General features: G+C 63.8%; 25 protein-coding genes. 11 read left to right on the top strand and 14 right to left on the bottom strand.

All coding sequences use genetic code 11. From position 1 onward, the window contains the following. From lptC to H587_RS0103435, 11 genes are all read left to right on the top strand, one after another. A complete protein-coding gene (lptC, locus tag H587_RS17080; RefSeq protein WP_084630363.1) occupies window positions 1-657 on the top strand; it encodes an LPS export ABC transporter periplasmic protein LptC in 657 nt (218 codons plus the stop codon). Next, the gene (locus H587_RS19490) at window positions 654-1,946 is read left to right on the top strand and encodes an LptA/OstA family protein (RefSeq protein WP_051202403.1); all 1,293 of its coding nucleotides are present in this window, start codon (window positions 654-656) and stop codon (window positions 1,944-1,946) included. The genes lptC and H587_RS19490 overlap by 4 nt, the downstream gene beginning before the upstream one ends. Then, the gene (gene lptB / locus H587_RS0103475) at window positions 1,946-2,668 is read left to right on the top strand and encodes an LPS export ABC transporter ATP-binding protein (protein WP_027175089.1); all 723 of its coding nucleotides are present in this window, start codon (window positions 1,946-1,948) and stop codon (window positions 2,666-2,668) included. The genes H587_RS19490 and lptB overlap by 1 nt, the downstream gene beginning before the upstream one ends. A gap of 231 nt (window positions 2,669-2,899) precedes the next feature. Beyond that, complete coding sequence (gene rpoN / locus H587_RS0103470; protein WP_027175088.1) at window positions 2,900-4,348, top strand: RNA polymerase factor sigma-54; 1,449 nt, start codon at window positions 2,900-2,902, stop codon at window positions 4,346-4,348. Between the two features lie 41 nt (window positions 4,349-4,389). Beyond that, complete coding sequence (gene hpf, locus H587_RS0103465; RefSeq protein ID WP_027175087.1) at window positions 4,390-4,932, top strand: ribosome hibernation-promoting factor, HPF/YfiA family; 543 nt, start codon at window positions 4,390-4,392, stop codon at window positions 4,930-4,932. Window position 4,933: 1 nt separating this feature from the next. Further along, window positions 4,934-5,383, top strand: coding sequence for a PTS sugar transporter subunit IIA (locus H587_RS0103460; RefSeq protein WP_027175086.1), 450 nt, complete (start codon window positions 4,934-4,936; stop codon window positions 5,381-5,383). Between the two features lie 7 nt (window positions 5,384-5,390). Further along, a complete protein-coding gene (rapZ, locus tag H587_RS0103455; RefSeq protein WP_027175085.1) occupies window positions 5,391-6,272 on the top strand; it encodes an RNase adapter RapZ in 882 nt (293 codons plus the stop codon). A gap of 5 nt (window positions 6,273-6,277) precedes the next feature. After that, the gene (locus tag H587_RS0103450) at window positions 6,278-6,718 is read left to right on the top strand and encodes a PTS sugar transporter subunit IIA (protein ID WP_027175084.1); all 441 of its coding nucleotides are present in this window, start codon (window positions 6,278-6,280) and stop codon (window positions 6,716-6,718) included. Window positions 6,719-6,720: 2 nt separating this feature from the next. Beyond that, window positions 6,721-7,197 (top strand): PTS sugar transporter subunit IIB, encoded by a 477-nt coding sequence (locus H587_RS0103445; protein WP_027175083.1) that lies wholly within the window; start codon window positions 6,721-6,723, stop codon window positions 7,195-7,197. 25 nt (window positions 7,198-7,222) lie between these two features. Further along, a complete protein-coding gene (locus H587_RS0103440) occupies window positions 7,223-7,897 on the top strand; it encodes a PTS sugar transporter subunit IIC (RefSeq protein WP_034608484.1) in 675 nt (224 codons plus the stop codon). A 103-nt stretch (window positions 7,898-8,000) separates the two neighbouring features. Beyond that, window positions 8,001-8,927: a manganese-dependent inorganic pyrophosphatase gene (locus tag H587_RS0103435; RefSeq protein WP_027175081.1), complete on the top strand. Its 927-nt coding sequence runs from the start codon at window positions 8,001-8,003 to the stop codon at window positions 8,925-8,927. 106 nt (window positions 8,928-9,033) lie between these two features. Here H587_RS0103435 and dapA read toward each other — a convergent pair whose 3' ends face one another. From dapA to H587_RS0103365, 14 genes are all read right to left on the bottom strand, one after another. Next, entirely contained in the window at window positions 9,034-9,915 is an 882-nt protein-coding gene (gene dapA / locus H587_RS0103430) for a 4-hydroxy-tetrahydrodipicolinate synthase (protein WP_027175080.1), read from the bottom strand. A 37-nt stretch (window positions 9,916-9,952) separates the two neighbouring features. Then, complete coding sequence (locus H587_RS0103425; protein ID WP_156904434.1) at window positions 9,953-10,840, bottom strand: UshA-like (seleno)protein family 2; 888 nt, start codon at window positions 10,838-10,840, stop codon at window positions 9,953-9,955. Window positions 10,841-10,847: 7 nt separating this feature from the next. Beyond that, window positions 10,848-11,123: an HU family DNA-binding protein gene (locus tag H587_RS0103420; RefSeq protein WP_027175078.1), complete on the bottom strand. Its 276-nt coding sequence runs from the start codon at window positions 11,121-11,123 to the stop codon at window positions 10,848-10,850. Between the two features lie 123 nt (window positions 11,124-11,246). Next, entirely contained in the window at window positions 11,247-12,071 is an 825-nt protein-coding gene (locus H587_RS0103415) for a MinD/ParA family protein (protein WP_027175077.1), read from the bottom strand. Window positions 12,072-12,079: 8 nt separating this feature from the next. Then, window positions 12,080-12,874: a GGDEF domain-containing protein gene (locus tag H587_RS0103410; protein WP_245560813.1), complete on the bottom strand. Its 795-nt coding sequence runs from the start codon at window positions 12,872-12,874 to the stop codon at window positions 12,080-12,082. A gap of 40 nt (window positions 12,875-12,914) precedes the next feature. After that, a protein-coding gene (prfB, locus tag H587_RS0103405; RefSeq protein ID WP_156904433.1) for a peptide chain release factor 2 occupies window positions 12,915-14,031 on the bottom strand; the annotation gives its coding sequence in 2 pieces (ribosomal slippage) (window positions 12,915-13,955 and window positions 13,957-14,031; 1,116 coding nt in all). A gap of 17 nt (window positions 14,032-14,048) precedes the next feature. Then, on the bottom strand, window positions 14,049-15,572 hold the full coding sequence (lnt, locus tag H587_RS17065; RefSeq protein ID WP_034608482.1) for an apolipoprotein N-acyltransferase: 1,524 nt from the start codon (window positions 15,570-15,572) through the stop codon (window positions 14,049-14,051). 15 nt (window positions 15,573-15,587) lie between these two features. Next, entirely contained in the window at window positions 15,588-16,430 is an 843-nt protein-coding gene (locus H587_RS0103395; protein ID WP_027175074.1) for a hemolysin family protein, read from the bottom strand. A 107-nt stretch (window positions 16,431-16,537) separates the two neighbouring features. Next, on the bottom strand, window positions 16,538-17,650 hold the full coding sequence (locus tag H587_RS0103390) for a PilZ domain-containing protein (RefSeq protein WP_027175073.1): 1,113 nt from the start codon (window positions 17,648-17,650) through the stop codon (window positions 16,538-16,540). A gap of 76 nt (window positions 17,651-17,726) precedes the next feature. Further along, window positions 17,727-19,532: a tRNA uridine-5-carboxymethylaminomethyl(34) synthesis enzyme MnmG gene (gene mnmG, locus H587_RS0103385; protein WP_245560817.1), complete on the bottom strand. Its 1,806-nt coding sequence runs from the start codon at window positions 19,530-19,532 to the stop codon at window positions 17,727-17,729. An 87-nt stretch (window positions 19,533-19,619) separates the two neighbouring features. Next, the gene (locus tag H587_RS0103380; protein WP_027175071.1) at window positions 19,620-20,840 is read right to left on the bottom strand and encodes a M20 family metallo-hydrolase; all 1,221 of its coding nucleotides are present in this window, start codon (window positions 20,838-20,840) and stop codon (window positions 19,620-19,622) included. Window positions 20,841-20,947: 107 nt separating this feature from the next. Further along, window positions 20,948-21,238 (bottom strand): PxxKW family cysteine-rich protein, encoded by a 291-nt coding sequence (locus tag H587_RS0103375; RefSeq protein WP_027175070.1) that lies wholly within the window; start codon window positions 21,236-21,238, stop codon window positions 20,948-20,950. Between the two features lie 125 nt (window positions 21,239-21,363). Beyond that, entirely contained in the window at window positions 21,364-22,692 is a 1,329-nt protein-coding gene (locus H587_RS0103370) for an amidohydrolase (protein ID WP_027175069.1), read from the bottom strand. Between the two features lie 18 nt (window positions 22,693-22,710). Next, window positions 22,711-23,490: an MTAP family purine nucleoside phosphorylase gene (locus H587_RS0103365; protein WP_027175068.1), complete on the bottom strand. Its 780-nt coding sequence runs from the start codon at window positions 23,488-23,490 to the stop codon at window positions 22,711-22,713. Window positions 23,491-23,499: the final 9 nt, after the last annotated feature.

The following is a 23,499-nucleotide window of genomic DNA, read 5'->3' as shown; positions in this document are numbered from 1 at the left end:
ATGCGTCTGACGGGAAAGGCCTGGGCCGCCGTGGCGGCGATCTTCGTGGGCGGCGTGCTGCTGGGGACACTCCTTTCCCGCGAGGACCACGACCGCGACGCGGTCAAAGGCGCGGCCAAAAGCGCGGCCAAGGCCGTGGAGCAGGGGCTGGCGTCCGGCGCCCTGGGCGGAGCGGACATCTCGGCCCAAGACATCGAGCTGGTCCAGGGCAAGGCCGGGCAGATCCAGTGGCGGCTCAAGGCCCGCAGCGCCCAGTACAGCCAGGAGAAGGGCAGGGTGGTGGTGGTCAAGCCGCAGATGCTCTCCTACGTGGGAGAGGAGCGCCGGGAAGTCTACGTTCAGGCCGAGCGCGGCGAGATCGATCAGCAAGGCGACAACCTGACCCTCTGGGACCGCGTGGAGGGACGTTACGGGCTTTTCGCCCTGACGGCGGACAATTTCGATTACATCGGGGCCATGAACAAGGTCTTTCTCAAGGGATCGGTGCAGGTGCGCCGCCCGGACATGTCCATCGACGCCGCGGCCGTGGAAATCGATCTGGCCTCCCGGGAGTTGGTGGCCGCCGGCGGCGTGACGGCCTTCATCGCCTCGCGCGATGTGAACCTTGACCTTCTGCCCCCAGCGGACCAGTCCAAGCCCCAAGGAACGACACCATGACCAAACGCCTCACGTTCGCCCTCATTTTGCTGCTCATCGCCACCCATGCATGGGCCTTCGGCGAGATCCGTTATGCCGACCGGCCGCTCAACGTGCGCAAGGCCCGCAGTCTGGAGAGCGAACACGTCAAGACCCTTCAGGCCGGGGAGAAGGTCCGCGTGGATCATCTCCGCGACGGCTGGTACGCCGTCTTCGACCTGAACGCCGCCACCCCGGAAGAATCCAAGGCTTTGGGCTACGCCAAGGCCAGTTTCCTTTTGCCCGTAACTCCGGAGGCTGCGCCAGCCCCTGCAGCCAAGGTGCAGATCCCCGCTCCGCCGACCAAAAACCAGGTTCCCGTCGGCGTCGGTACGGCGCAGCCGGCACCCGCTGAAACCAAGATTCCCGTAGGTGTGCCCATGCCGGAGATCAAAGCTCCGGCGCAGTCCGCTCCCATCGCCGCGCCCACAGTGGAAACGAAGCCCCTGCCGGTTTCCAGCATCATCCCTTCGGAGATCAAGGCCGCCGCCATAAAAGTCTCCGTGCGCACGGCCCGGGCGGTCAACTCTCCGATTTCCGCCACGCTGGCTCCCGGCCAGCGCGTCCAGGCCGCCTTCCTCCGCGACGGCTGGTTCGCCGTCTTCAAGTTGGACGACAAGAACCTTGAAGAATCCAAGGCTCTCGGCTTCGTTCACGCCTCGGAACTGCTGCCCGAGACTCCCGGGGTGAAGCCCCTGGCCCAGCTTTCGACACCGGCGGCGTCTTCCAAATCGACGACGCCGGAGCCGACCGCTCCCGTCGCCTCGCGTTCCGAGATCACCGAGGCGGTCCAACCGGTCCCCGTGGTTCCCGGTGAAACACCGTCCGCCACGACAGAGGCCCAGACTCCGGTGAAAATCACCGCCGATCGGATGACCTATGTGGAGAAGGACCGCAAGGTGACCTTCTCGGGCAACGTCCAGGCCGAGCACGAAGGTTTGCATCTCTGGGCGACCACCCTTTCTGCCTACTTCACCGAGGCGGGCAAGGGCGCCAAGGACGTGGCCGACAACATCGAGCGCATCGTGGCCGACGGCGGTGTGAAGATGAAGAAGGAAAAAAGCGAAGGCACCTGCCAGACCCTGATCTACTTCGTGAAGGACGGCGTCCTGCGCATGGAGGGCAACCCCCGGCTGAACGACGGCGCCAACAGCGTCGCCGGGGAAGTCATCAAGTTCTACGTCAAGGACAACCGCAGCGAGGTGCTCGGCGGACAGAACAAACGGGTGGAAGCCATCTTCCGTGTGCCCGAGGGGGCGAAGAAACCCTGATGGCCGGTCTCATCGCCACGAACCTAAAGAAGCGGTACGGCAACCGCGAGGTGGTCCACGACATCCACCTGAATCTCTCTCCCCGCGAGGTGGTCGGTCTGCTCGGCCCCAACGGCGCGGGCAAGACGACCACCTTCTATATGCTCGTGGGCATCGTCCGGCCCAACGGCGGGGAAGTGCTCCTGGAAGACCAGCCCATCACCGACCGACCACTGCACGAACGGGCCCGTCTCGGCATGTCCTACCTGCCTCAGGAAAGCTCCATCTTCCGCAAGCTCACCGTGCGCCAGAACCTCCAGATCATCCTGGAGCAGTCCGCTCTCTCGCCGGAGCGGCAACGCAAGCGCGCCGACGAACTCATGGACCAATTCGGCATCAAGCGACTGGCGGACCAGCCCGCCATGTACCTTTCCGGCGGCGAACGACGGCGGCTGGAAATCGCCAGGGCGCTCATTCTGGACCCAAAGTTCATCCTCCTGGATGAACCCTTCGCGGGCATCGACCCAATAGCGGTCATCGACATCCAGGAGATCATCTCCATGCTCAAGAAGATGGGCATGGGCATCCTCATCTCGGACCACAATGTGCGCGAAACCCTGAATATCTGCGATCGCGCCTATCTGGTCTACGAAGGCACGATCATTCTCGAGGGCACCCCGGAAGAGATCGTGCGCGACAGCAAGGCCCGCCAGCTTTACCTGGGCGAAGATTTCAGCCTCTGACCGCCCAGCCTTTTCCGTTTGCCCGCCGTGCCGGCCCGATTTACATGCCTCGCCAGACTTGGTACACTTTTTTCATGTCGGCGGTCTTCATCGAAAAACCAATACGGACGGGGAGTTCCGCGAGATCCTTGGTTGCGCCGTCCGGGTGACTGTGGCACAATGAAGCCGTAACGTGAAAAAATAAGCTGAATCGGGCCGCCCAAACGGCCCATAAAGGATGTTTCGGGCGTCATGGGACTTGAACTGAGACAACAACTCAAGCTCTCGCAGCAGCTGGTCATGACCCCCCAGTTGCAGCAGGCCATCAAGCTGTTGCAGCTCTCGCGCCTGGAGCTGGTGGAAACGGTTCAGCAGGAGCTTCTGGAGAATCCTTTTTTGGAGGAAGCCGAGACCGAACGTTCGGACCTGCCCATGGAAGAAATGCCCGTGGAGGTGGACCAGACCACGGCCACGCCTGAAATGACTTCCCCGGAACGCAGCGAGGAGATGATCCGCAGCACGGACTGGGAGAACTACCTGGGCGAATTTTCCAGCATCTCCAAGCAGGCCCAGGTTCGCGAAACCGAGATACCGGAGGAGGGCGTCTCCTTCGAGGCCCGCTTGGCCAGCAAGCCTTCTCTGGACGGCCACCTGAGTTGGCAGATGCGCCTGTCGCACTTCACCCCGCGGGAACTGGACATCGGCGAGGCGGTCATCGGCAACCTGGATTCCGGCGGCTATCTGCATGCCGACATGGACGACATTCGGGCCATGGTGCCCGACGCCGCGGACGAGGAGATCGAGGCCGTCATCCACCGCATCCAGCGCCTGGACCCGGTGGGCGTGGCCGCGCGCACTCCTCGCGAATGCCTGCTCGTGCAGCTCGAGATCCTGGGCGAGACCGACCCCATCCTGCTCTCACTGGTGGACGAGCACCTGGAAGACCTCGAAAAGAAGCGCTACAAGCCACTGGCCCGCAAGTTCAAGATCGACATGGAGGAGCTCAAGCACTACCTGGAAATCATCCAGAAGCTTGATCCCATGCCCGGGGCCAACTTCTCCAGCACCGAGCCGCACTACGTCTCCCCGGACGTCTTCGTCTACAAGTACGGCGACGATTTCATCATCGTACTCAACGAGGATGGACTGCCGCGCCTTCAGTTGAACACCTTTTTCGCCGACTCCCTGTCCCAGACCGCGGGCAAGGAAAAGGACTACGTCCAGGAGAAGATGCGCTCGGCGGCCTGGCTCATGAAGAGCCTCTACCAGCGTCAGCGCACCCTCTACAAGGTCGTGGAGAGCATCGTGCGCTTCCAGCGCGAGTTCTTCGAGTACGGCGTGACCAAGCTCAAGCCGCTCATACTCAAGGAAGTGGCCGAGGACATCGGCATGCACGAGTCCACGGTCAGCCGCATCACCACGAGCAAGTACGTGGCCACGCCGCACGGCGTGTTCGAGCTGAAGTTCTTCTTCAACAGCGCCCTGGACCTGGAGGACGGCACCCAGGTCGGTTCCGAGAGCGTCAAGGCCCTGATCAAAAAGCTCATCGGCGAGGAGGATCCCAAGCACCCCCTGTCCGACGAGCGCATCGGGGAAATCCTCAAGGATCACCTCAAGGTGGACATCGCCCGCCGCACGGTGGCCAAGTACCGTTCGGCCATGAACATCGCCTCTTCGTCCAAGCGCAAGGACATTCTCTGACCCTTGGCCCGTACACTCCTTACTCGAACAGGAGGATACATATGAACATCTCCTTCAACTTCAAGAATTTCGACCCGTCCGAGCATCTCAAGGAATACGCCGAGTCGCGTTTCGAGAAGCTCTCCAAGTTCATTTCCGACGCCGAGGATCCCGAACTGCAGGTCAACCTCTCCGTGGAGAAGTTCCGCCACAAGGCCGACGTGGTCTTCCTGGCCGACAATCTGCATCTTTCTGCCTACGAAGAGTCCGAGGACATGTACTCGACCATCGACATGGTCTTGGACAAGCTCGAAGCCCAATTGCGCCGGATGCGCGAGAAGCAGAAGGACCGCCGCCGCGCGGGCCGCGAACGGGCAGTGAGCATGGGCGTGCTGACCTTCATCGAGGAATCGGGGAAGCGCACCCCGTCCATCGCCGAGATGGACAAGTACGAGCCCAAGCCCATGAGCGTGGACGAGGCCGCCATGCAACTGGAGTCCAGGAGTTACGACTTCCTGGTCTTCCGCAACTCTGAGACTGATGGCCTGAACGTCATCTACCGGCGCAAGAACGGCGACTTCGGGCTCATCGACCCTGGAATCTGAAATGCGGCTTTCGGAATACCTGTCGCGGGACTTGGTCCTCTCGGACCTCAAGGCCACGGCCAAGGCCGATGTTCTGGCGGAGTTGACGGCGTCTCTGGCCGCCCTGACCCCGCCGGTCGATCCGGACGAGGCCGTGGCCGTCCTGCTTGAACGCGAAAGCCTCGGCACCACCGGCATCGGGGACGGCATCGCCATCCCTCACGGCAAGCTGCCGGGGCTGACCCAGATCGTGGTTGTGGCGGGGCGGAGCATCCAGGGCGTCGAATTCGATTCCCTGGACTTCAAGCCCTGCCACATCTTCTTTCTCGTGCTGGCGCCCGAGCAGGTGGCCGGTCTGCATCTGCGCATCCTGGCCCACATTTCTCGACTGCTCAAGGACGACTCCTTCCGGCGGAGCTTCATCTCCGCTCCGAACAGCCAGGCCCTCTGGGACCTGCTGAACGACAGGTGAGGCGCTGGTGGGGGATACCCGAAGCTTCTCGGTCATCGTGGTCTCGGGTCTCTCGGGCTCGGGCAAGAGCACGGCCCTCAAGGTCTTCGAGGATCTGGGCTTCTTCGTCGTCGACGGCCTGCCCGCAAGCCTGACGCCCAAGCTGGTGAGTCTCTTCCGTGAGCAGGACAGCAAGCACCGGGGTCTGGTGCTGGGACTGGATCTGCGCCAGATGGACTTTCCCGAGGAGTGGCGCAAGGCTTTCGGAGAATTGAAGAAACAGGGCGTCCGGACGCACATCGTCTTTCTGGAGGCCAGGCTGTCCGAACTGGTGCGACGCTACGCCACCACCCGCCGACCGCATCCCCTGGAAAGCCGGAGCCTCGGCCTGGAGCAGGCCTTGGAGACTGAGAAGGTGCTCCTGGACCCTCTGCGCAAGCGGGCCGACCTGGTGATCGACACCACCAATTATTCCATTCACGACCTTCGCCGGACCCTGCAGGAGAAGTGGACCTCGCTGGAGCAGGAAGTGGGTGTGCTGCGGGTCCACATCATCTCCTTCGGCTTCAAGTACGGCGTCCCCATCGAATCGGATCTGCTTTTCGATCTGCGTTTTTTGCCCAACCCCTATTTCGACGAGAACCTCCGGCCCCTGTCCGGCAAGGACACAATCATCGCGGACTACGTTCTGGCCAATGACCCTGGGGCGACGTTCCGGAGTAAGTTCTTGGACTTTCTCTCCTATCTCCTGCCCTTGTACCTGGCCGAGGGACGCTATCGCGTGACCCTTGCCCTGGGCTGCACCGGCGGCCGCCATCGCTCTGTGGCGGTAGCCGAACTGGTCTGCGAAGCACTTCGGCGCACCGGATACGCCGTGACCCTGGAACATCGACACCTTGAACTGGGTTGAGCGACATGGCCAACAACGAGCGGATTGAGGAAAAGCACATCGGAGTGGTGCTGGTCACCCACGGCAACTTCGGTGAGACCCTGTTGGAGGCGGCCTCTCTGGTCCTCGGCCCCCAGGAAGGGTGCCGAGCCGTGAGCATGGCCGCCTCGGCGGGCATGGAAGAACTGGTGGAGGGCATCAAAGCCGCCGTGTCGGCCACGGATCAAGGCGCCGGCGTGTTGGTCATGACCGATCTCTTCGGCGGTACGCCCACCACCCTGTCTCTGTCCCTGTGCAAGTCGGCGGCACTGGAAGTCATCACCGGCGTGAACCTGCCCATGCTCCTCAAGGTGCTCCAAAGCCGGAACCAACCCCTGGCGGAACTCTCGGCGCAGGCAAAGAAGGCCGGGCAGCAGGGCATCGTCGTGGCCGGGGAGATCCTGCGCCGCAACCGCGCGGAAGGCTAGACATGTCCTTGGAATCCCTCTGGGTGCGCATCGACAACCGGCTGATTCACGGCCAGGTCATTGAAGCGTGGCTCCCTTATACCGGAGCCTCCACGATCATCGTGGCCAATGACGAAGTGGCCGGCGACAGCATCCAGCAGGAAATCATGTCCCTGGCCATCCCCCAAAACACCACCAGCCTTTTTGTGCATGTGGAACGCACCCAGTTGGCTCTGGTCCAGGCCATGTCCGGCCACCCCCTCGCCGCGCTGGTGCTCTTCTCATCCTGCGCCGACGCCCGTCGGGCCTTCGAGCGCGGATTCCAGTTCGAGAGCCTCAATGTCGGCAACATCCACTACAAGCCGGGTCGGCGCCAAATATCGCCCAGCGTGGCCCTCTCCACCGACGACGAGTCCTGCTTGCGCTTTTTTTCCCAACATGGGGTAAGCCTGGACTTCCGCTGCGTTCCCAACGACCCCGTGCAAGCGAGGTTCAAATGATGGACTTCACTCTCGGCAGCCTCGCCTGGTTCAGCGCGGTCGGTTTTTTTTTGTCCTCCTCGGGCTCTGTCGCTCCAGCTTGAACCTGGGGCTCGTTGAACGCCCCCTGGCCATCGGTTTTCTCTGGAGCCTCTTTGGAGGTGACTGGAGCACCTCCCTGGCCGTTGCCGTCTTCTATGAACTTTTCTGGCTCGACGCCATTCCGGCCGGAACATACATTCCCCCGCATCTTGCCGCCTCGACCACAGCCGCCCTGGCGCTTGTCACGCATTTCGGTCTGACCCATCCAGCCCAGATCGCCGTGCCGCTCGTCTTGACCATGCCGCTTTCCTGGCTGGGCGCCCGCCTGGAAGGCGCGCTGCGCGAATGGCAGAACCGGAGCTATAGCGCCATTCTCCAGTGGGCCCGGCATTCCGCCGACCCGGACCTGCCTCCCCGGCTGGTTCTTCGGGCGTTGCGCACGTCAGCGCTTTTTTCCTGGCTGTTCTTCTTTTCCAGCATCCTGGCCTTGGCCGTGCTCACGGACCTTTGCCTGCTGCGCTTCGGGCCGCAACTGGCCACGTCACGGCTGAGCTGGACCCCGTTGTTCCTGGCCGCCGGACTTGGCGGGGTGCTCTCCCTGCGATTACGCAAGGCCCAGGCCCTGTTCGCCGCCGGGGCGGTTCTGGTCATACTTTTCTCCTTCGCCGGGATTTTCTGACTTGTCGGTGTGCGAACTTTGTGATAAATCGAACGAGCTTTGTCTGGCCCTTGGTATCCCACGCGGGGTATTGAAAAAACAGGACACTATCGAGGAGGATGTCATGGCTATTTACGTTATCGGTCACAAGAATCCCGACACCGACACCATCGCCGCTTCCATCGCTTTCGCCGACCTGGCCGCCAAGGCCTATGGCGGAGAGTTCATCGCCGCCGCGCAGGGCGCCTGCCCGCCCGAGTCCGAGTTCGTGCTGAACAAGTTCGGCGTGAAGGCCCCCGAGCTGTTGACCGAGGCCGCCGGCAAAAAGATCGCCCTGGTGGACACCACCGACAAGGCTCAGTTGCCCGCCGACTTCGACAAGGCTGAAGTCCAGTACGTGGTCGACCACCACAAATTGGGCGACGTGACCACCTCCAACCCGCTTGAAATGTGGGTCTGGCCCGTGGGCTGCTCCTGCACCGTGGTCGCCGCCATGTACGACTACTTCGGCGTGGCCGTTCCCAAGCCCATCGCCGGAATCATGCTCTGCGCCATCCTGTCCGACACCGTCATGTTCAAGTCCCCGACCTGCACCGAGAAGGACAAGAAGGCCGTCGAGAAGCTGGCCAAACTCGCGGGCGTGGCCGACGTCATGGCCCTGGGCATGGAGATGTTCAAAGTGAAGTCCGCCGTGGAAGGCACCCCCATGCGGGACTTGGTCTTCCGCGACTACAAGGACTTCAACATGAGCGGCAAGAAGGTCGGCATCGGCCAGCTGGAAGTGGTGGATCTGGGCATCCTGGCCCCCTACGAGGAAGCTCTCTACGCCGAGATCCAGAAGGTCAAGGGCGAGGACGGCGGCCGTCACAGCGTGTTCCTGCTCCTCACCGACATCATGAAGGAAGGCTCCAAGATGCTCTACGTCTCCGATGACGCCTCCGTCATCGAGAAGGCCTTCGGCGTGAAGCCCGACGCCAAGAGCGTCTGGTTGGACAAGGTCATGAGCCGCAAGAAGCAGGTCGTGCCTCCCTTCGAGAAGGCCTTCGCCTAAATCCGCTTTGATCCGCGAGGCGGGGCTTCGGCCCCGCCTTTTTTTTCGCACGAAAAAGGCCGCCTGAACAATCCGGCGGCCTTTTTCGTTGGTTCGGCTTCGATCGCTACTGGATCAAACCGTAGGCCTTGAGCACCGTCTTGAGCGGTTCGACATGTTTCTCCTCCAGCGGAGCCAGAGGCAGGCGGAATCCAGGCTGACACCGCTCCATATAAACCAGGGAGGTTTTGACGGGGATGGGATTGGTCTCCATGAACATGGCGCGGGAAAGGGCCTGGATTTCGATGTTCAGAGCCTTGGCCCGGACCTGATCTCCGGCGAAATAGGCGGCGCAGAGTTCATGCATCTTGGCCGGAATGAGATTGGAAACCACGGATATGACGCCCACGCCGCCCACGGCCAGCAGGGGCAGGACCGTGAAGTCGTCGCCGGAAAGCAGCAGAAAGTCCGGCCCGCAGAGCTCCACGACCTCGGTGCACTGCTTGAGATCTCCGGTGGCCTCCTTGACGCCGATGGCCTCGGGCACTTCCCGGGCGATACGGGCCAGGGTCTTGGGCGCGAGGTTCAGGCCGGTACGTCCGGGAACGTTGTAGATGATCATGGGCAAGGGAACGGCCTTGGCGATGGCCTGAAAATGTCCCACCAGCCCGTCGGGGGTGGGTTTGTTGTAGTAGGGAGTGATCTGGAGCGTGGCGTCGGCCCCGGCTTCCTTGGCCAGTCGGGTCAGCTCGATGGCCTCGCGGGTGCTGTTGGAACCGGCTCCGGCGATGACCGGCACCCGTCCCTTGACCTGGTCCACGCACATGCGGATGACCCGGCCCTGTTCCTCGTGGTCCATTGTCGCGGCTTCGCCCGTGGTGCCGCAGGGCACAAGGCCGTCGATGCCTTGTTCGATCTGCCACTCCACATGCCGCCGGTAGGCTTCCTCGTCCACCTGCCCCCCCTTGAAGGGGGTGACGAGCGCGGTGAACGCCCCACGAATCTTCATGCTTCCTCCCTCGGCGGCGCCTCTGGCCGCCGGTTTATCAGTCCGTCTCCATTCCCTCGAACAGGACGGCTATGGCCGGATCTTCCTTGAACTGGTCCGTCAACCCCACATTCAATGAGCGGATGTCCATGTCGTCGCTCCAGCGGAATCCGGCTTCACGCTTGGGCCAAGCAAGAACTTCCAGGCGATTCAGGGCCTTGCCCAGGCTGTAGGCGCGCATCCAGTAGGCACGCCCTTCGCCCGCGACCATGCCCTTGAAGCCGGGGCCGGGGCCGGAACCAAGGAGGACGTCCGGGAGCACGGCGTCATTGCTCCGCAGATAGAGCAGCTCCACAAAATAGCCCCAGGGGCTCAAGCCCACCACGATATTGCTTTTTTTGCGCTGGGTTTCGACCGCCTTGGATATCTGGGCGATGAGATCCTTCGGCGCTTCCTTCTCCGTGGGCGTCAGGGGCGGAAAGAGTACGAACCCGACGGCTCCGCCACCGGGCAACGGCAGCTGTGTCTGGGTCACGGCTTCGGCCGTGATCCATTGGCCGGGCAAGTTGACGCCCGCCTTGCGCATAGCGCCGGCTTCACCCGGGGTCAGCAGTCCGAGGTCGAAGTTGATCATCCCATAGGCCTTGGCCAGGGCCTGCAACTTGGCTTGGTCCGGCTGCTTGCCGCTCTCCGGCAGGAACTCGAAGCCGCCGGAAACCGCGAAGACAGGCACGGTCTTGCCCGCACTCTGGCGAGACTGTTGGATGTAGGTCGCGCGCCGGGAAAGCCCGCCTATGATTCGGCCGCCGCAAACAGGGCAGGGCCGTACAGCACCTTCGGAGTTGGCTGAGAAGATGATCGACAACAAAGGCTCGGCCGACCAGGAGCGATCCGCGCCCAAAAGCAAGGCGGTCAGGATCGCCACGGTCGCGAAGAAATGTTTCATCATACGCCTAATTGTTGATGAATTCCTTGAGTTCCTTGCCGGGGCGGAAGAAGGGAAGCTTCTTGGGCTGGACCTTGACCACGGCGCCGGTCTTGGGATTGCGACCGGTATAGCCGCTGTACGATTTGATTTTGAAGCTGCCGAAGCCCCGGATTTCCACCCGGTCTCCACGCACCAGAGCCTCCTTGACCGCGTCCACGAAGGCCGTGACGATCTTGGTGGATTCCTCGACGTGCAGCTTTTTCTTCTCGGACAAAGCCTTGATCAGCTCACTCTTGTTCATGGCGTCCCCCAATGACTTTGGCGGCGAAAAAAGGGTTCCGTCACCGTTCCCCAGCGGTTGCCACCGCATTTGGACCGCTTATGCCGATATCTATGCCGAAAAATACAGGTTTTCGTCAAGGCATTAATCCACCTTGGGCCTCGGCAATCGTCCTAAAATATCGCCTTCGGCCAAGGCGTCAAGATTATCAGATCGAAATCGTTCAACTTTGACCGCCAGGGAAATGATGTCCCGAGCCGCGTCGGACTTGGGCGCGAACTTCAGCAATGGGGTCTGGTTCCGGACGGCCTCGGTCAGGGTGGGATCCTGACGCACGAAACCCAGGTCGGTCAGATCCAGGTCCAAGAAATTTTTGCAGGCCATGGAGAGACGCTTGAAGGTTTCGCGGGCCTCGCGGGCGTCGGCGGCCTGGTTGACCACCACCCAGAAGTCGCGCACCCCGTGCTGGGTGGCCAGCACCTTGATCACCGCGTAACTGTCCGTGAGCGATGTAGGTTCAGGGGTGACCACCACGAGGCGGTGCCGGGCGGTCTGGGCGAAAGACAAAACCGTGCGGTTGATGCCCGCGCCCAGGTCGAGCAGAAGGAACTGGTAGCGTCCCACAAGGTCAGCGACCTTCTGGAACAGCAAGCCTTGCATGTCCTCGTCCATTTCCACCAGTTCGGGCACGCCGCTTGCCGCAGGCAGGACGTCCAGGCCGTTCTGCTCCAGGGCCACCACCACGTCGCGGGGACGCACACCGTCGCGCAAGAGGTCCTGGAGGTTCCGTTCGGGCGAGATACCCAGGAGCACGTCCAGATTGGCCAGCCCGAGGTCACAATCCATGAGCAGCAGACTGTGACCGGCGCCGTGGAGGGCATAGCCCACGTTCAAGGCCAGATTGGTCTTGCCCACGCCGCCCTTCCCGGAAAGCACGGCCAGGGACAAGGTCCGGTTGACGTTCGTCATCTCGTGCCTCATTTGCCGAAGAGGAATTTCTTTTCATTGGCGTGAACCAGCGTGGCCTCGTTGGCGACCTTGTCCACGTCGGGCAGAGGAGCCACCGTCACGCGGTTCTTGCCCAACCCCTTGGCCCGGTACAGGGCCTCGTCGGCCAAGCTGACCAGCTCGGGCACGGCCAGCTCCACATTGCCCCGGTAGGAGGCGATGCCCACGGAGAAGGTGACTGAGAACGATTCTCCTCCGGAACCCTCGAAGCGCACGGTGGAAAAGGATTCCAGTATCCGCTCCAGGATTTCGGCGGATTTCACCAAGCCCACCCCGGAGAGCACCAGGGCGAATTCCTCGCCGCCGATGCGCGCGGCCAAGTCGTAGCGGCGCTTGCCTTGCTCCAGCACCTCGGCCAGACGGCGGAGCACCAAGTCCCCGGCCGGATGGCCGTGGGTGTCGTTGACGGTCTTGAAGTCGTCCAGGTCCAGAAGGGCGAGGCTTACCGGCACGCGGGAGCGCCGGGCGCGCTCAATCTCCAGATCCAGGGTCCGCTCGAAGGAACGGCGGTTGGCCAGACTGGTGAGCGGGTCATGGTCGGTTTGGTAGGTCAGGCGTTCCAGGGCATCCTGGTACAAAGCCAGATGGGGATACGCCTGCTCGTCCAGGGGCAGGGTCAGCCAATGACTCAGTCCGTGCTCCCGGGACAACCGGGACCAGAGCGAAAGGTCCACGCCCGGAAACAGACGGAAGACGCCCAGCGTGGGTGATCCGTTCCGTCCGGAGCAGGCCTCCGAGTACTGGCCGCAAAGGGCCTGTTGCAAGGCCGCTATATCGGCGAGAAGTGCGGTCCCGGCGGCGGGATCAGGCTTTTTTTCCGGCATGGGCATGGAGCAGTTGGCCGCGGATCAGGTCGTCCAGGTCACCGTCCAACACTGCGTCCACATTGGCGGTTTCCGTGTCCGAACGGTGATCCTTGACCAGACGGTATGGTTGCAGGGTGTAGGTGCGTATCTGGCTGCCGAAGCCGATGGCGTCCTTGGTGGCGTGATCGGCACGCTTGGCCTCCTCGATCTTCTGCAGCTCACGTTCGTAGAGTCTGGCCTTGAGGACTTTCATGGCCGTGGCCTTGTTCTTCACCTGCGATTTTTCGTTCTGGCACTGGACCACGATGTTCGTTGGCAGGTGGGTGATGCGGATGGCCGAGTTGGTGCGGTTCACATGCTGGCCGCCGGGCCCGCTGGCGCGGAACACGTCGATGCGCAGATCCTCCTCGCGGATGTCGATCTCGATGTCCTGCTCGATGTCCGGGAAGACGGCCACCGAGGCGAAAGAGGTGTGCCGTCGTCCCGAGGCGTCAAAGGGCGAGATGCGGATGAGCCGGTGGATGCCGGTCTCGCCCTTGAGCAGACCGTAGGCGTAGAGGCCCTCGATGGTCAGGGTCACACTCTTGATGCCGGCTTCCTCGCCGGGCAGGTGGTCCATGACCGCTACCGTGAAACCCCGCGCCTCGGCCCAGCGGGTGTACATACGCAGGAGCATTTCAGCCCAGTCCTGAGACTCCACGCCGCCGGCCCCGGAATGGATTTCCATGATGGCCGGGGTCTTGTCTTCCGGGCCGGAGAGCAGGGTGGCCAGCTCCGTGCCCTGGAGCCGCCGGGAAAGCAGGTTCAATTGCTCGTCGAGGGCTTCGAGAATTTCCGTGCTCTGGTCCTCGCGGGCCATTTCCAGCCATTCCTCGGCGTCGCGGCGGGCCGCGTCCAGGGCGTCATACATTTCCAGACGCGCCTCGAGGGTACGCTTCTCACGCAGCACAGGGGTCAACTTTTCCGGTCTGTCCCAGGCTCCGGGACGAGCAAGTTCGGACTCGATCTCGGCGAGGCGTTCCTTCACGTCCTGGTAGTCAAAGCCGCCCCCAAAGACTGGCGAACTGGGACAACAGATCGGTTCCCTGGGACTTCAACTCGGGATATTGCAGCATGGTTGTCCGATTCCTTGTCAGACTCGAAGTTTTCGGCGCGGTGCGGCCTTGAGCGGCCGGACCAGGACGGTCAGGACGGCTGACGCCGCCACGCCGAGCAGAACCCAGGCCTGGATGTGGAAGGTCTGGTGGAAGAAGGTCGAACCGGTTTCCAGCCGGACTTGGCCCGTAACCGCGTCTTCGGTGAACAGGCCGCTTCGCGCCGTTATCCGGCCCTGGGGATCGGCCAGCAGGGATATCCCCGTATTGGTGGCCCGCGCCAGCCAGCGCCCCTGTTCCACGGCCCGCAGCAGACTGAGCTGAAGGTGCTGCCAGGGGGCCGAGGAATCACCGAACCAAGCGTCATTGCTGATGTTCACCAGCAAGGTGGCCCCTTCCTCCACGCGCTTCTGAGCCAGCTCGGGAAAGATTCCTTCATAGCAGACCAGAACCCCCAGGGCAATGTCGCCTATGGAGGGCGCGCGCTGGTTGCGGCCCGAGGAGAAGTCGCCCACGCTCTCCACCAGCTTTCCCAGGGGCAGCCATTCCCCCAGGGGCACATACTCCCCGAAGGGCACGAGGTGTTCCTTGTCGTAGAATCCGACCACCGCGCCGTCCGGCCCCAGGAGGTAGGCCCGGTTGAACAGCTCGGGTTTGGTCGGCGGGGTGGCTGGAATGTATGCCGGCGCTCCGGCCAAGAGGGGCGTCTTGTTCGTTCTGACGAAGGAGACGACCCGGTTGTGCAAGGGGCTCGGCTCCTGAAAATAGAACGGCAGCGCCGTCTCGGGCCAAACAAGCAGGTCCGGCTGGGCGGTCGCGATGGCCTGAGTGGAAAGTCCGGCGTAGCGCTCCATGGTGGCGATCTGGTATTCCGGATCCCACTTCAAGCTCTGGTCGATGTTGCCCTGGACCAGACCCACCGTGGCCGAGACGCCCCCGGGAGCCGCGCTCTCCAACACCCGCCAGCCGAAGACCGCGATCCCAGCGGCCAGCAAAACGGCCAGGGCCGGGGCCGGCCGCGAGGAGGGCGCCAGCAGGAGCCCCACGGACACCGCCGCCAAGACCCCGGAAAGGCCATACGCACCGATGAGCGATGCCCCCTGTACGGCCCAGGGCCAGGGGCTGAAGGCCGCGGAGAGAGTCAGCCAAGGAAAGCCCGTGAGCAGGTGGCCGACGCACCATTCCATGGCCGCCCAAAGAAAACCGGCCGCCAGCACCGTGGTGAATCCGGACAGGCGACGGACGGCGCGCTGCATGAAAAGAGCGAACAGGCCGTAGTAGACTCCCAGGGCCGAGGCCAGCAGGGCAGGGCACGGCAGGGCCAGATACCACGGCAGATTACCGTAGTGCTGCACCGGAATGTAAATCCAGTAGAGGCATCCGACGGCGGCCGATGTTCCGGCCAACCAGCCCATCTTCATGGCCCGGCGCGGCGTTTCGGCCAGCAGACCGACGCCGGCCAGCCCGAACGGCAGCAGCAACACCGCCGGAGGCAGCTGAAAATAAGGGTTGGCGAAACCCGACCAGGCCCCCAGGGCGCAGAGGAGGATGAACACTGGCACTGCCGCGGCTTTCCTTTAGCGGTCCCCCGCCAGCGGTTCGATGCGGATCATGCGGATATGTTTGGCGTCGGCGTCCTGGACCACGAACCGCCAGGGGCCGAGATCAAAGGTCTGTCCGTCGTGAGGGATGTCGCCGGCCATCTGGGAAAGATAGCCGCCGATGGTCTCCACCTCCTCGGACTCCAGGGAGAGACCCAGCGTCTCGTTGACGTCCTCCAGCAGCGCGCGGCCGGAGCAGAGCATGGTCCCATCCTCGCGATGCTCGATCTCGTCGGGCTGCAACGTGTCGTACTCGTCCTCGATGTCGCCGACGATCTCCTCCAACACGTCCTCCATGGTCACCAGACCGGCCGTTCCGCCGTATTCGTCCTGGACGATGCCCAGGTGCATGCGTTCGCTCTGAAACTGGCGCAGCAGGCTGCGCACACTGGCGTTGGCGTTGACGAAGAAGACAGGACGCATGATCCCCCGCAGGGGAATCCGTTTCCCACCGCCTTCCGGCGCGGGAGCCAGCAAAGGCTTGAGCAGATCCTTGGCGTGGACGATGCCAACCATGCGGTCCTTGGAGTCCTCATACAATGGAATGCGGGAATGCCCACATTCCATTATCAGGTTGGCGACCTCCTCCAGTTCGGCGTCCACCTCCGCGCAGGCGATGTCGATGCGCGGAACCATGATGTCCTCCACCAGGGTCTTGCCCAGGTCCAGGACGTTCAAGAGCATGGATCCTTCCTCGGGGGGGATGGCGCCTTCGTCCTTGGCGTCCAGGATGTGCTCTTCCAGGTCGTGCCCGATGGATTTGTTGCGGAAGAGGCTGATGATGCGGGACAATAGTCGGCCCTCTGAGCCCTCGTCCAAGACATCTCTCCTTGCCGTCTCGCGGCCGGGGGAATTCCCCGCTGTTTTTTACGTATTCACGTAGGCTTGGGAATTAAATGGAGCCGGACGATCTGTCAACAGCGGCTTCAGGCCGTGGGCTCCACGCCCTTCTCCCGGTAGACCTCAAGGTATTTCTTCACCACCCAGGATTCGATGCTCTCCTCCCCTTTGCCCTTGAGCGCCTTCCAGGAGGGCAGTCCCGTGCCCTGGTCCCGGCCCTTGAGCCGGGAGGTGAACTCCAGCCCGAGTTCCTGCACACCGCCGGTGTCGCGAAACACGCGACGCACCGTGGCGGCCAGCACGTAGCGCCGGGGGCGCTCGGCCAGCAGTTCAAGGGCCACGTAACAAGATGTTCCGGCCACGAGGTTCAGCCGTTGCAAGGATTCCTTGTCCGCGATCCGGGCTTCCACTCGGGCCCCGCCGCCGGAGATGTCCTTGATGGCGAAGCGACCGAGCGAAGGGAGGCGCGGAGGGGGGGAGGGCTGCTTGCCGTCCTCCTCCGGGGGGGGCAGGAACCAGGACAGGCAGTGCGCCAAGGTGGCGTCGTCGTGCGGCAGGATCTCGAAGACCGGGATGGCCGAGGAAGGCGGCGCCATGCGCAGGAAGGCCCTTTTCTGGGAAAGCACGATCTTGTCCGGGATGGCCACGGAAAGCACGGCGGCCTGCTTGCGGGCCCTCGGCACGGCGGCGATCTCGGAAGTGAAATGGTAGAATATCTTGCGGCTCTGGGTAGCCGGCCCCTTGCCGATCTGAAAGAAGCCATCTATTTGGCGCCCTACCCAGGAGGCTCCGGGCTGGATTCCAGCGGGCAGTTCCAGGAGCATGGACTCAGGGCTCACCTCGAGCAGGGCGCAAGCCACGGCGCGACGGCGTTCGTCCTGCTGGTGAAAGCTCAACTCGACCTTGGAGCGGTGCATCAAGGCGTTTTCCATGACCTCCATGATCGAGGGCCGGTCCATGAGCCAACCGATGGGCGGCTCCTGCCGCTCCCGTCCCGCCTGAATCTTCCGACGCATACGGACCAGGATGATGAGCAGGGCGCAGAACACCAACACTCCGGCCGCGATGACCAGCAGGGCGGGTGTCACCGCGCCGCCTCCGCCGAAGGACTCCCCGATCCGCTGAACGAAATGGCGGTCCAGGGTGGGCTCTTCCAGGCCCGGGGCCTGAGCGACCAGGAATTGCAGGATATGCGTCATGACGGTCCCGTGCGGGGTTCGTTTTTATCGGTGATAACGTCTTTCCCCGGGAAGGGAAAGAGTGCCGTACGCTGGATCAGCGGCGTCCGATCTTACGCAGATGGATTTCCAGGCAGGCCAAAGCAGCCGGAGTGACCCCCGAAATGCGCCCGGCCTGGCCCAAGGTCCGGGGCCGCAGGCGGGAGAGCTTCTCCACGACCTCGCGGGTCAGGCCCGCGATTCCGCTGAAGTCCACGTCCGGCGGCAGAGCCGTCTCTTCCATGTTTCGGTGGTGCTCGGCCAGTTGGGCCTGACGATCCAGGTAGCCCTCGTAGCGCACCTGGGTTTCGGCTTCCAGGAGCACGGACTCGTCAAGCGTGGCCAGGGGCTCCCAGAAGATCGCCAGATCCCGGATGCGCACCTGGGGTTGGCGCAGAATCTGGGCCAGGGATACGGCCTTACCCGGAGCCGCCGCGCCGATGGCGGCGAGACGGTCGCGGGTGGCGGCGTCCGGCCGCACGACCACTTCGTTCAACGCCTTCAGCGCGGCGTCCAGCGCGGAGCGCTTGTCGGAAAAAAGGCGCCACTGGCGATCGCCCACCAGCCCGCATGCACGGCCCAGGGGCGTCAGCCGCAGATCCGCGTTGCCTTCGCGCAGAAGCAGTCGGTACTCGGCCCGGGAGGTGAACATGCGGTAAGGTTCGGCCGTGCCTTTGGTGACCAGGTCGTCCACCAGCACGGCCATGTAGGCCTGGTCCCGACGCGGCAGGAACGGCGGCGTCCCGCGCAGGGCGGCGACCGCGTTCAGGGCGGCCCAAAGCCCCTGGGCGGCGGCCTCTTCGTAGCCCGAGGTGCCGTTGATCTGTCCGGCCAGGTAGAGCCCGGGCAGCACCTTGGTCTCCAGGGTGGGCCAGAGCTGGGTGGGCGGCGCGAAGTCGTACTCGATGGCGTAGCCCGGCCGCACGATCTGGGCCTGCTCCAAGCCCGGGATGGTGCGAATCATCGCCTTCTGCACGTCCAGGGGCAGACTGGTCGGAATGCCGTTGGGATAGATCTCCGGGCTGTCCAATCCTTCGGGCTCCAGGAAGACCTGATGCCGGTCCTTGTCCGGAAACCGGGCCACCTTGTCTTCGATGGAGGGGCAGTAGCGGGCGCCGGTGCCCTGGATGATTCCGGTGAACAGGGGAGAACGGTCCAAACCCGCGCGGATGGCCTCATGCGTGGCCGCGTTGGTGTAGGTGATATGACAGGGAACTTGGGGCAGGGCCGGCGGTTCGCCGTGGAAGCTGAAGCCCGGAGGCGGGACGTCGCCGGGTTGGGACTCCAGCCCAGAAAAGTTAATGCTCTTCTTGAGCAAACGCGGCGTTGTCCCGGTCTTCAAGCGTCCCAGGGCAAGTCCCATTTCGCCCAGGCTGGCGGAGAGGTCGCGGGAGGCGGGATCGCCGAGCCGCCCCCCGCTGAAGTGGGTCAGGCCGATATGGATCAGGCCGGAAAGAAAGGTGCCGGTGGTCAGGAGCACGGCTCGGGCGGGAAAGCTCTCTCCCAGCGCGGTGCGAACGCCGGAGGCGCGGCCGTCCTCGCGCAACACGGCCACGGCCATGTCCTGGCGAACCCAGAGATTCTCTTGGGCGAAGATGTCTCGCCGGACCACGCGCAGATAGGCGTCGCGGTCGATCTGGGCGCGCGTGGCGCGCACGGCAGGGCCTTTGCGCGTGTTCAATGTGCGGAACTGGATGCCCGCCGCGTCGGCCCACAGGCCCATGCTGCCGCCCAGGGCGTCGATTTCTCGGACCATGTGGCCTTTGGCCAGACCGCCGATGGCCGGATTGCAGGACAGATGACCGATGCGCTCGACGTTGATGCTCAGGAGCAGAGTGGACAGGCCCAGGCGGGATGCGGCCATGGCGGCCTCGCATCCGGCGTGCCCGGCGCCGACCACCACGAGATCGAAGCGTTGCGGCGGCGGAGTGCGGACCACGATATCCCCGCGTCAGCCCAGGAGCACGGCGCCCATGACCTTGGCGTCACCGAGGGTGTTGGCGATGCTGGACAGCTCGTTGGGCTGGTGGGCGTAGTGCATGAGCGTGGCCCAGACCACGGCCTGATAGCCCCTGCGGCGCAGGAACGCGGCCACGGTGCCGCCGCCCACGCCGACCGCCTTGGGGTCGCCGCCGTAGATCCGGCGCACGGCAGCCACGGTGCGTCGGACGATCTCCGCGTCCTCGGGAGTGGCGGGAGCTGCCTGTTCGCGCTGCACGGTCTCGTAGGCCACGCTCACGTCATGAACTGCCTCCACCTCGCGTCCCAGCTCCTGGATGCGGTTCAGGACGGCGTCCAAGGAGTAATGGGGCAACACGCGCATGTCCACGTAGAACACATCCCGTCCAGGCAGGGTATTGATGTTGCCCACGTTGGCTTCCTTTTTCGTGGGCTCGAAGGTGGACAGCGGCGGATCGAACAGTTCGTCGTGGTCCGAGAACTCGGCATACAGTCCCCTGATCCTGAGGATCAGATCGGCGGACGCCACCAGGGAATTGCGGCCCTTTTCGGGCGTGGAGGCATGGCACTGGCGGCCGGTAACCGTGATCTTGAGCCAGAACATGCTCTTCTCGGCCACTTCGATGAGGGCCGAATCCGGCTGGCCGAAATCGGGGATGAGAAACAGGTCGTCCTTGCCGAAGATGTCGCCGTGTTCACGGAGCACGTAATCCAGACCAAAGACGCTGCCCGTCTCCTCGTCGGAGACGAAAAGCAGGCCGTAGTTCATGGGCGGCTGGACCTTGTTCTCCAGGAAATGGCGGGCCACCAGAAGCGAGGAGACAAGCCCCTGCTGGTTGTCGTCCACGCCCCGACCGATGAGGAGGTCACCCTTGCGCACCATGTCGTAGGGGTCGGAGTGCCAAAGGGACAGGTCGCCCGGTGGCACGATGTCCAGGTGGGAGATGACCCACATGGTCCGTGAACGGTCTTCGCCGGGAATGACGGCGGCAAGGTTGGGACGCTCGCCTCTGGGGACGGAGGGGTCCGGGGCCGGATAATCGCGAATATTCTCGAAGCCGAGGGAGCGCAGATGCCCGCGCAGGAAGTCGGCTTTCGCCCCCTCGCCCTCGCCGCCGTTCTTGGGGCCCACCGCCGGAATGGCCGTGAGCCTGCGCTGGATGTCCACCACGTAGTCGGTCTGGCCGTCGATGAAGGCGAAGAGGTCCTGCATGCTCCGCTCCATTGGGCGTCGCGGCCGGACAGGTTCGGGCGCGGCCCGGCAGGATCAATGAAAAAAAGGGGCGAGGTCGCCCCCGCCCCTTGAGCCGAAATCCGGTCTTAACGACCCTTGACGGAGCGCTTGGACGCCTTGAGGGGGTTGACCTTGCTTTTGCCCTGCGTCCCGGTCTGGGTCTTCGCATGGGTGGCGAAGTTGCAGACACCCAGGGCCCACTTGCGGGCAGGCTGGGGGTAGCTGGGGCAGTAGTTCTGGTCCTCGAAGGCCACAATGCGCGCGCAGCCTTCGCACTTGTCGATGACGGGCTGCATGATGACGCCCTTGAAGGACAGCCCCTCGGGGGTCTTCACCGCGCCCTCGAACGAGACGGCTTTCACGTTGCCGTTGGCCATGGATGCTCCTCCTTGCCTCACGCCGCGCGCCGAATGGGCCGACAGCGGGGTTGTCGAAAAATTGGAATCAGCGCCAAGAAACGAGCTGAATATGCGCCGGGAACCTGTTTTGTCAAGCCCTGGCTTCAGGCCCGGTGCTCACGCATCCACCGCACGGCCCCGGCCAGTTCTCGGCGCAAAAGCGGGAGGTCGATGCCCAGCGGTCTGCCGTCCTGATACACCACGCGTCCGTCCACCAGGACCAACCGAACCTCCCCGCCGTGGGCCGCGTAGACCGCCTGGGATACGGGGTTGTGCAGAGGTTGGAGGTTGGGGGAGGAAAGATCCAGAACCAGCAGGTCGGCCCGGCTGCCGGGCTCCAGGTTGCCGATGCCGGGCCAGCCCAGGCAGGCCGAGCCCTGGCGTGTGGCCATATCCAGTACGGCCTGGGCCGGAAGGGCTCCGGGGTCCAGGAGGAGCAGCTTCTGCAGCAGGGCCGCGTGACGCATCTCAGTAAAGAGATTCAGGGAGTTGTTGCTGGCCGCGCCGTCCGTGCCCAGGCCCACGACGATCCCGGCGTCCAGGAATCTCTGGACCGGAGCCGCGCCATTGGCCAGCTTCATGTTGCTGCTGGGGCAATGAGCCACCTTGGCGCCCCTTGCGGCCACCAGGGCGATCTCCTCCTCGTTCAGGTCCACGCAATGGGCCAGGATGGTGCGCGGCCGCAGGCAACCCAGGGAGTCCAGGTAGGGCACGGGCCGCAGACCGAACATCTCCAGACAGCTGGACGTTTCGGCCGGAGACTCGGCGCAGTGGATGTGCCAGGGGCAGTCCAGGGATTCGGCCAGGGCCATGCTCTCGCGCAGACTCTCCGAGGTGGTGGTGTAGGTCGCGTGGGGCATGAGCATGATCCGGGCGAACGGATCGTCCCGGGTGGCTTCGCGCAGGCCCTCCACCACGTCCCAGCAATGCCGGGCCGTTGGAAACATGGGAGAAGGAAAACCGAAAAAGCCTTCGCCCAGAACGACGCGGATGCCCGCTTCCCGTGTCGCCGCCAATACTTGCCGTTCATGGAAGTAGCCGTCCGCGAAGCAGGTGACGCCTGTGGCGAGCATTTCGGCGCAGGCCGCCTGTGCGCCCAGGCGCACCAGCTCCGGCGACAGCTTGGCCTCCAAGGGCCAGATATGCCGGGAAAGCCAGTCCATGAGCGGAAGATCGTCGGCCAATCCCCGGAAGAGGGTCATGGAGGCGTGGGCGTGGACGTTGATCAGGCCGGGCAACACCAGTGCCGCGCCCAAGTCCCGGACCTCGGTGGCTGCGTGGCGCGAGGCCGTGGCCTCCCACGGGCCCACGTCCAGGACGCGGCCGTCCCGAACGGCCAGACAGGCGTCCTCGAAAACACGCCTGCGCGCGTCCTGGGTCACGATCCGGGACGCGCGCAGGAGAAGGTCGCAGGGAATGAGGGGAGTCGGCATGCCGTCGCGCCGGCGGGACTAGATCCGCAAGTTGCGGATGGTCTCCAGGAGCAGGCTGGTGACCTTCAAGGCGTTATCGGTGAATATCCGTACGATCTGCTCCCAGGTCACGGGCGCTTCGTCCTCCTTCCAGCAGTCGTAGTCCGTGCTCATGGCCACGGCCGCGTAGGGTAGACCGGCCTCGTTGGCCAGGGCGCACTCCGGCGCGACGCTCATGTTGATCACATCCGCGCCCCAGGCCCGGAACATGTGCGACTCGGCCCGGGTGGAGAAGCGTGGTCCCTCGATGGTCACCACGGTGCCGCGCTCATGGTGTTTCAGGCCGAGCTTCCGTCCCGCGGCGATGAACTGTTCCCGCAGACCGTCGTGAAAGGGATCGGGCATGGGCGTATGCACCGGATTGTGCGGCTGGAACTGGTCGTGGAAGGTGTTGATCCGCCGTCGGGTGAAATCGATGAACTGGTCCAGGATCACCAGGTCGCCGCGTTCGATGCGCCGCCGCAGGGAGCCCACGGCCGTGGTCGCCAGAATACAGTCACAGCCCCGGTCCTTGAGGGCCTGAATGTTGGCCCTGTAATTCACTTGGCCGGGCGGGATGGTGTGCTCCCTTCCGTGGCGGGCCAGGAGATACACCTCCTTGTCGAAGAGATGCAGCACGCGCAGGGACGAACTGGGCGGGCCATAGGGTGTGGATACCTCGATATCGTGCATGTCCTTGAGCGCGCGCTCTTCATGGCTTTCCTGAAGCACGTCCGCGCTGTCCAGGCCGCTGCCGCCGATGACGCCGATTTTGAGCATGGGGGGGTC

This window comes from Desulfovibrio aminophilus DSM 12254 (assembly GCF_000422565.1).
In the GTDB taxonomy this organism is placed as follows: Bacteria; Desulfobacterota; Desulfovibrionia; order Desulfovibrionales; family Desulfovibrionaceae; genus Aminidesulfovibrio; species Aminidesulfovibrio aminophilus.
Note: the sequence above shows the minus strand (reverse complement) of the source record. Positions and strands in the feature narration are given on the sequence as shown.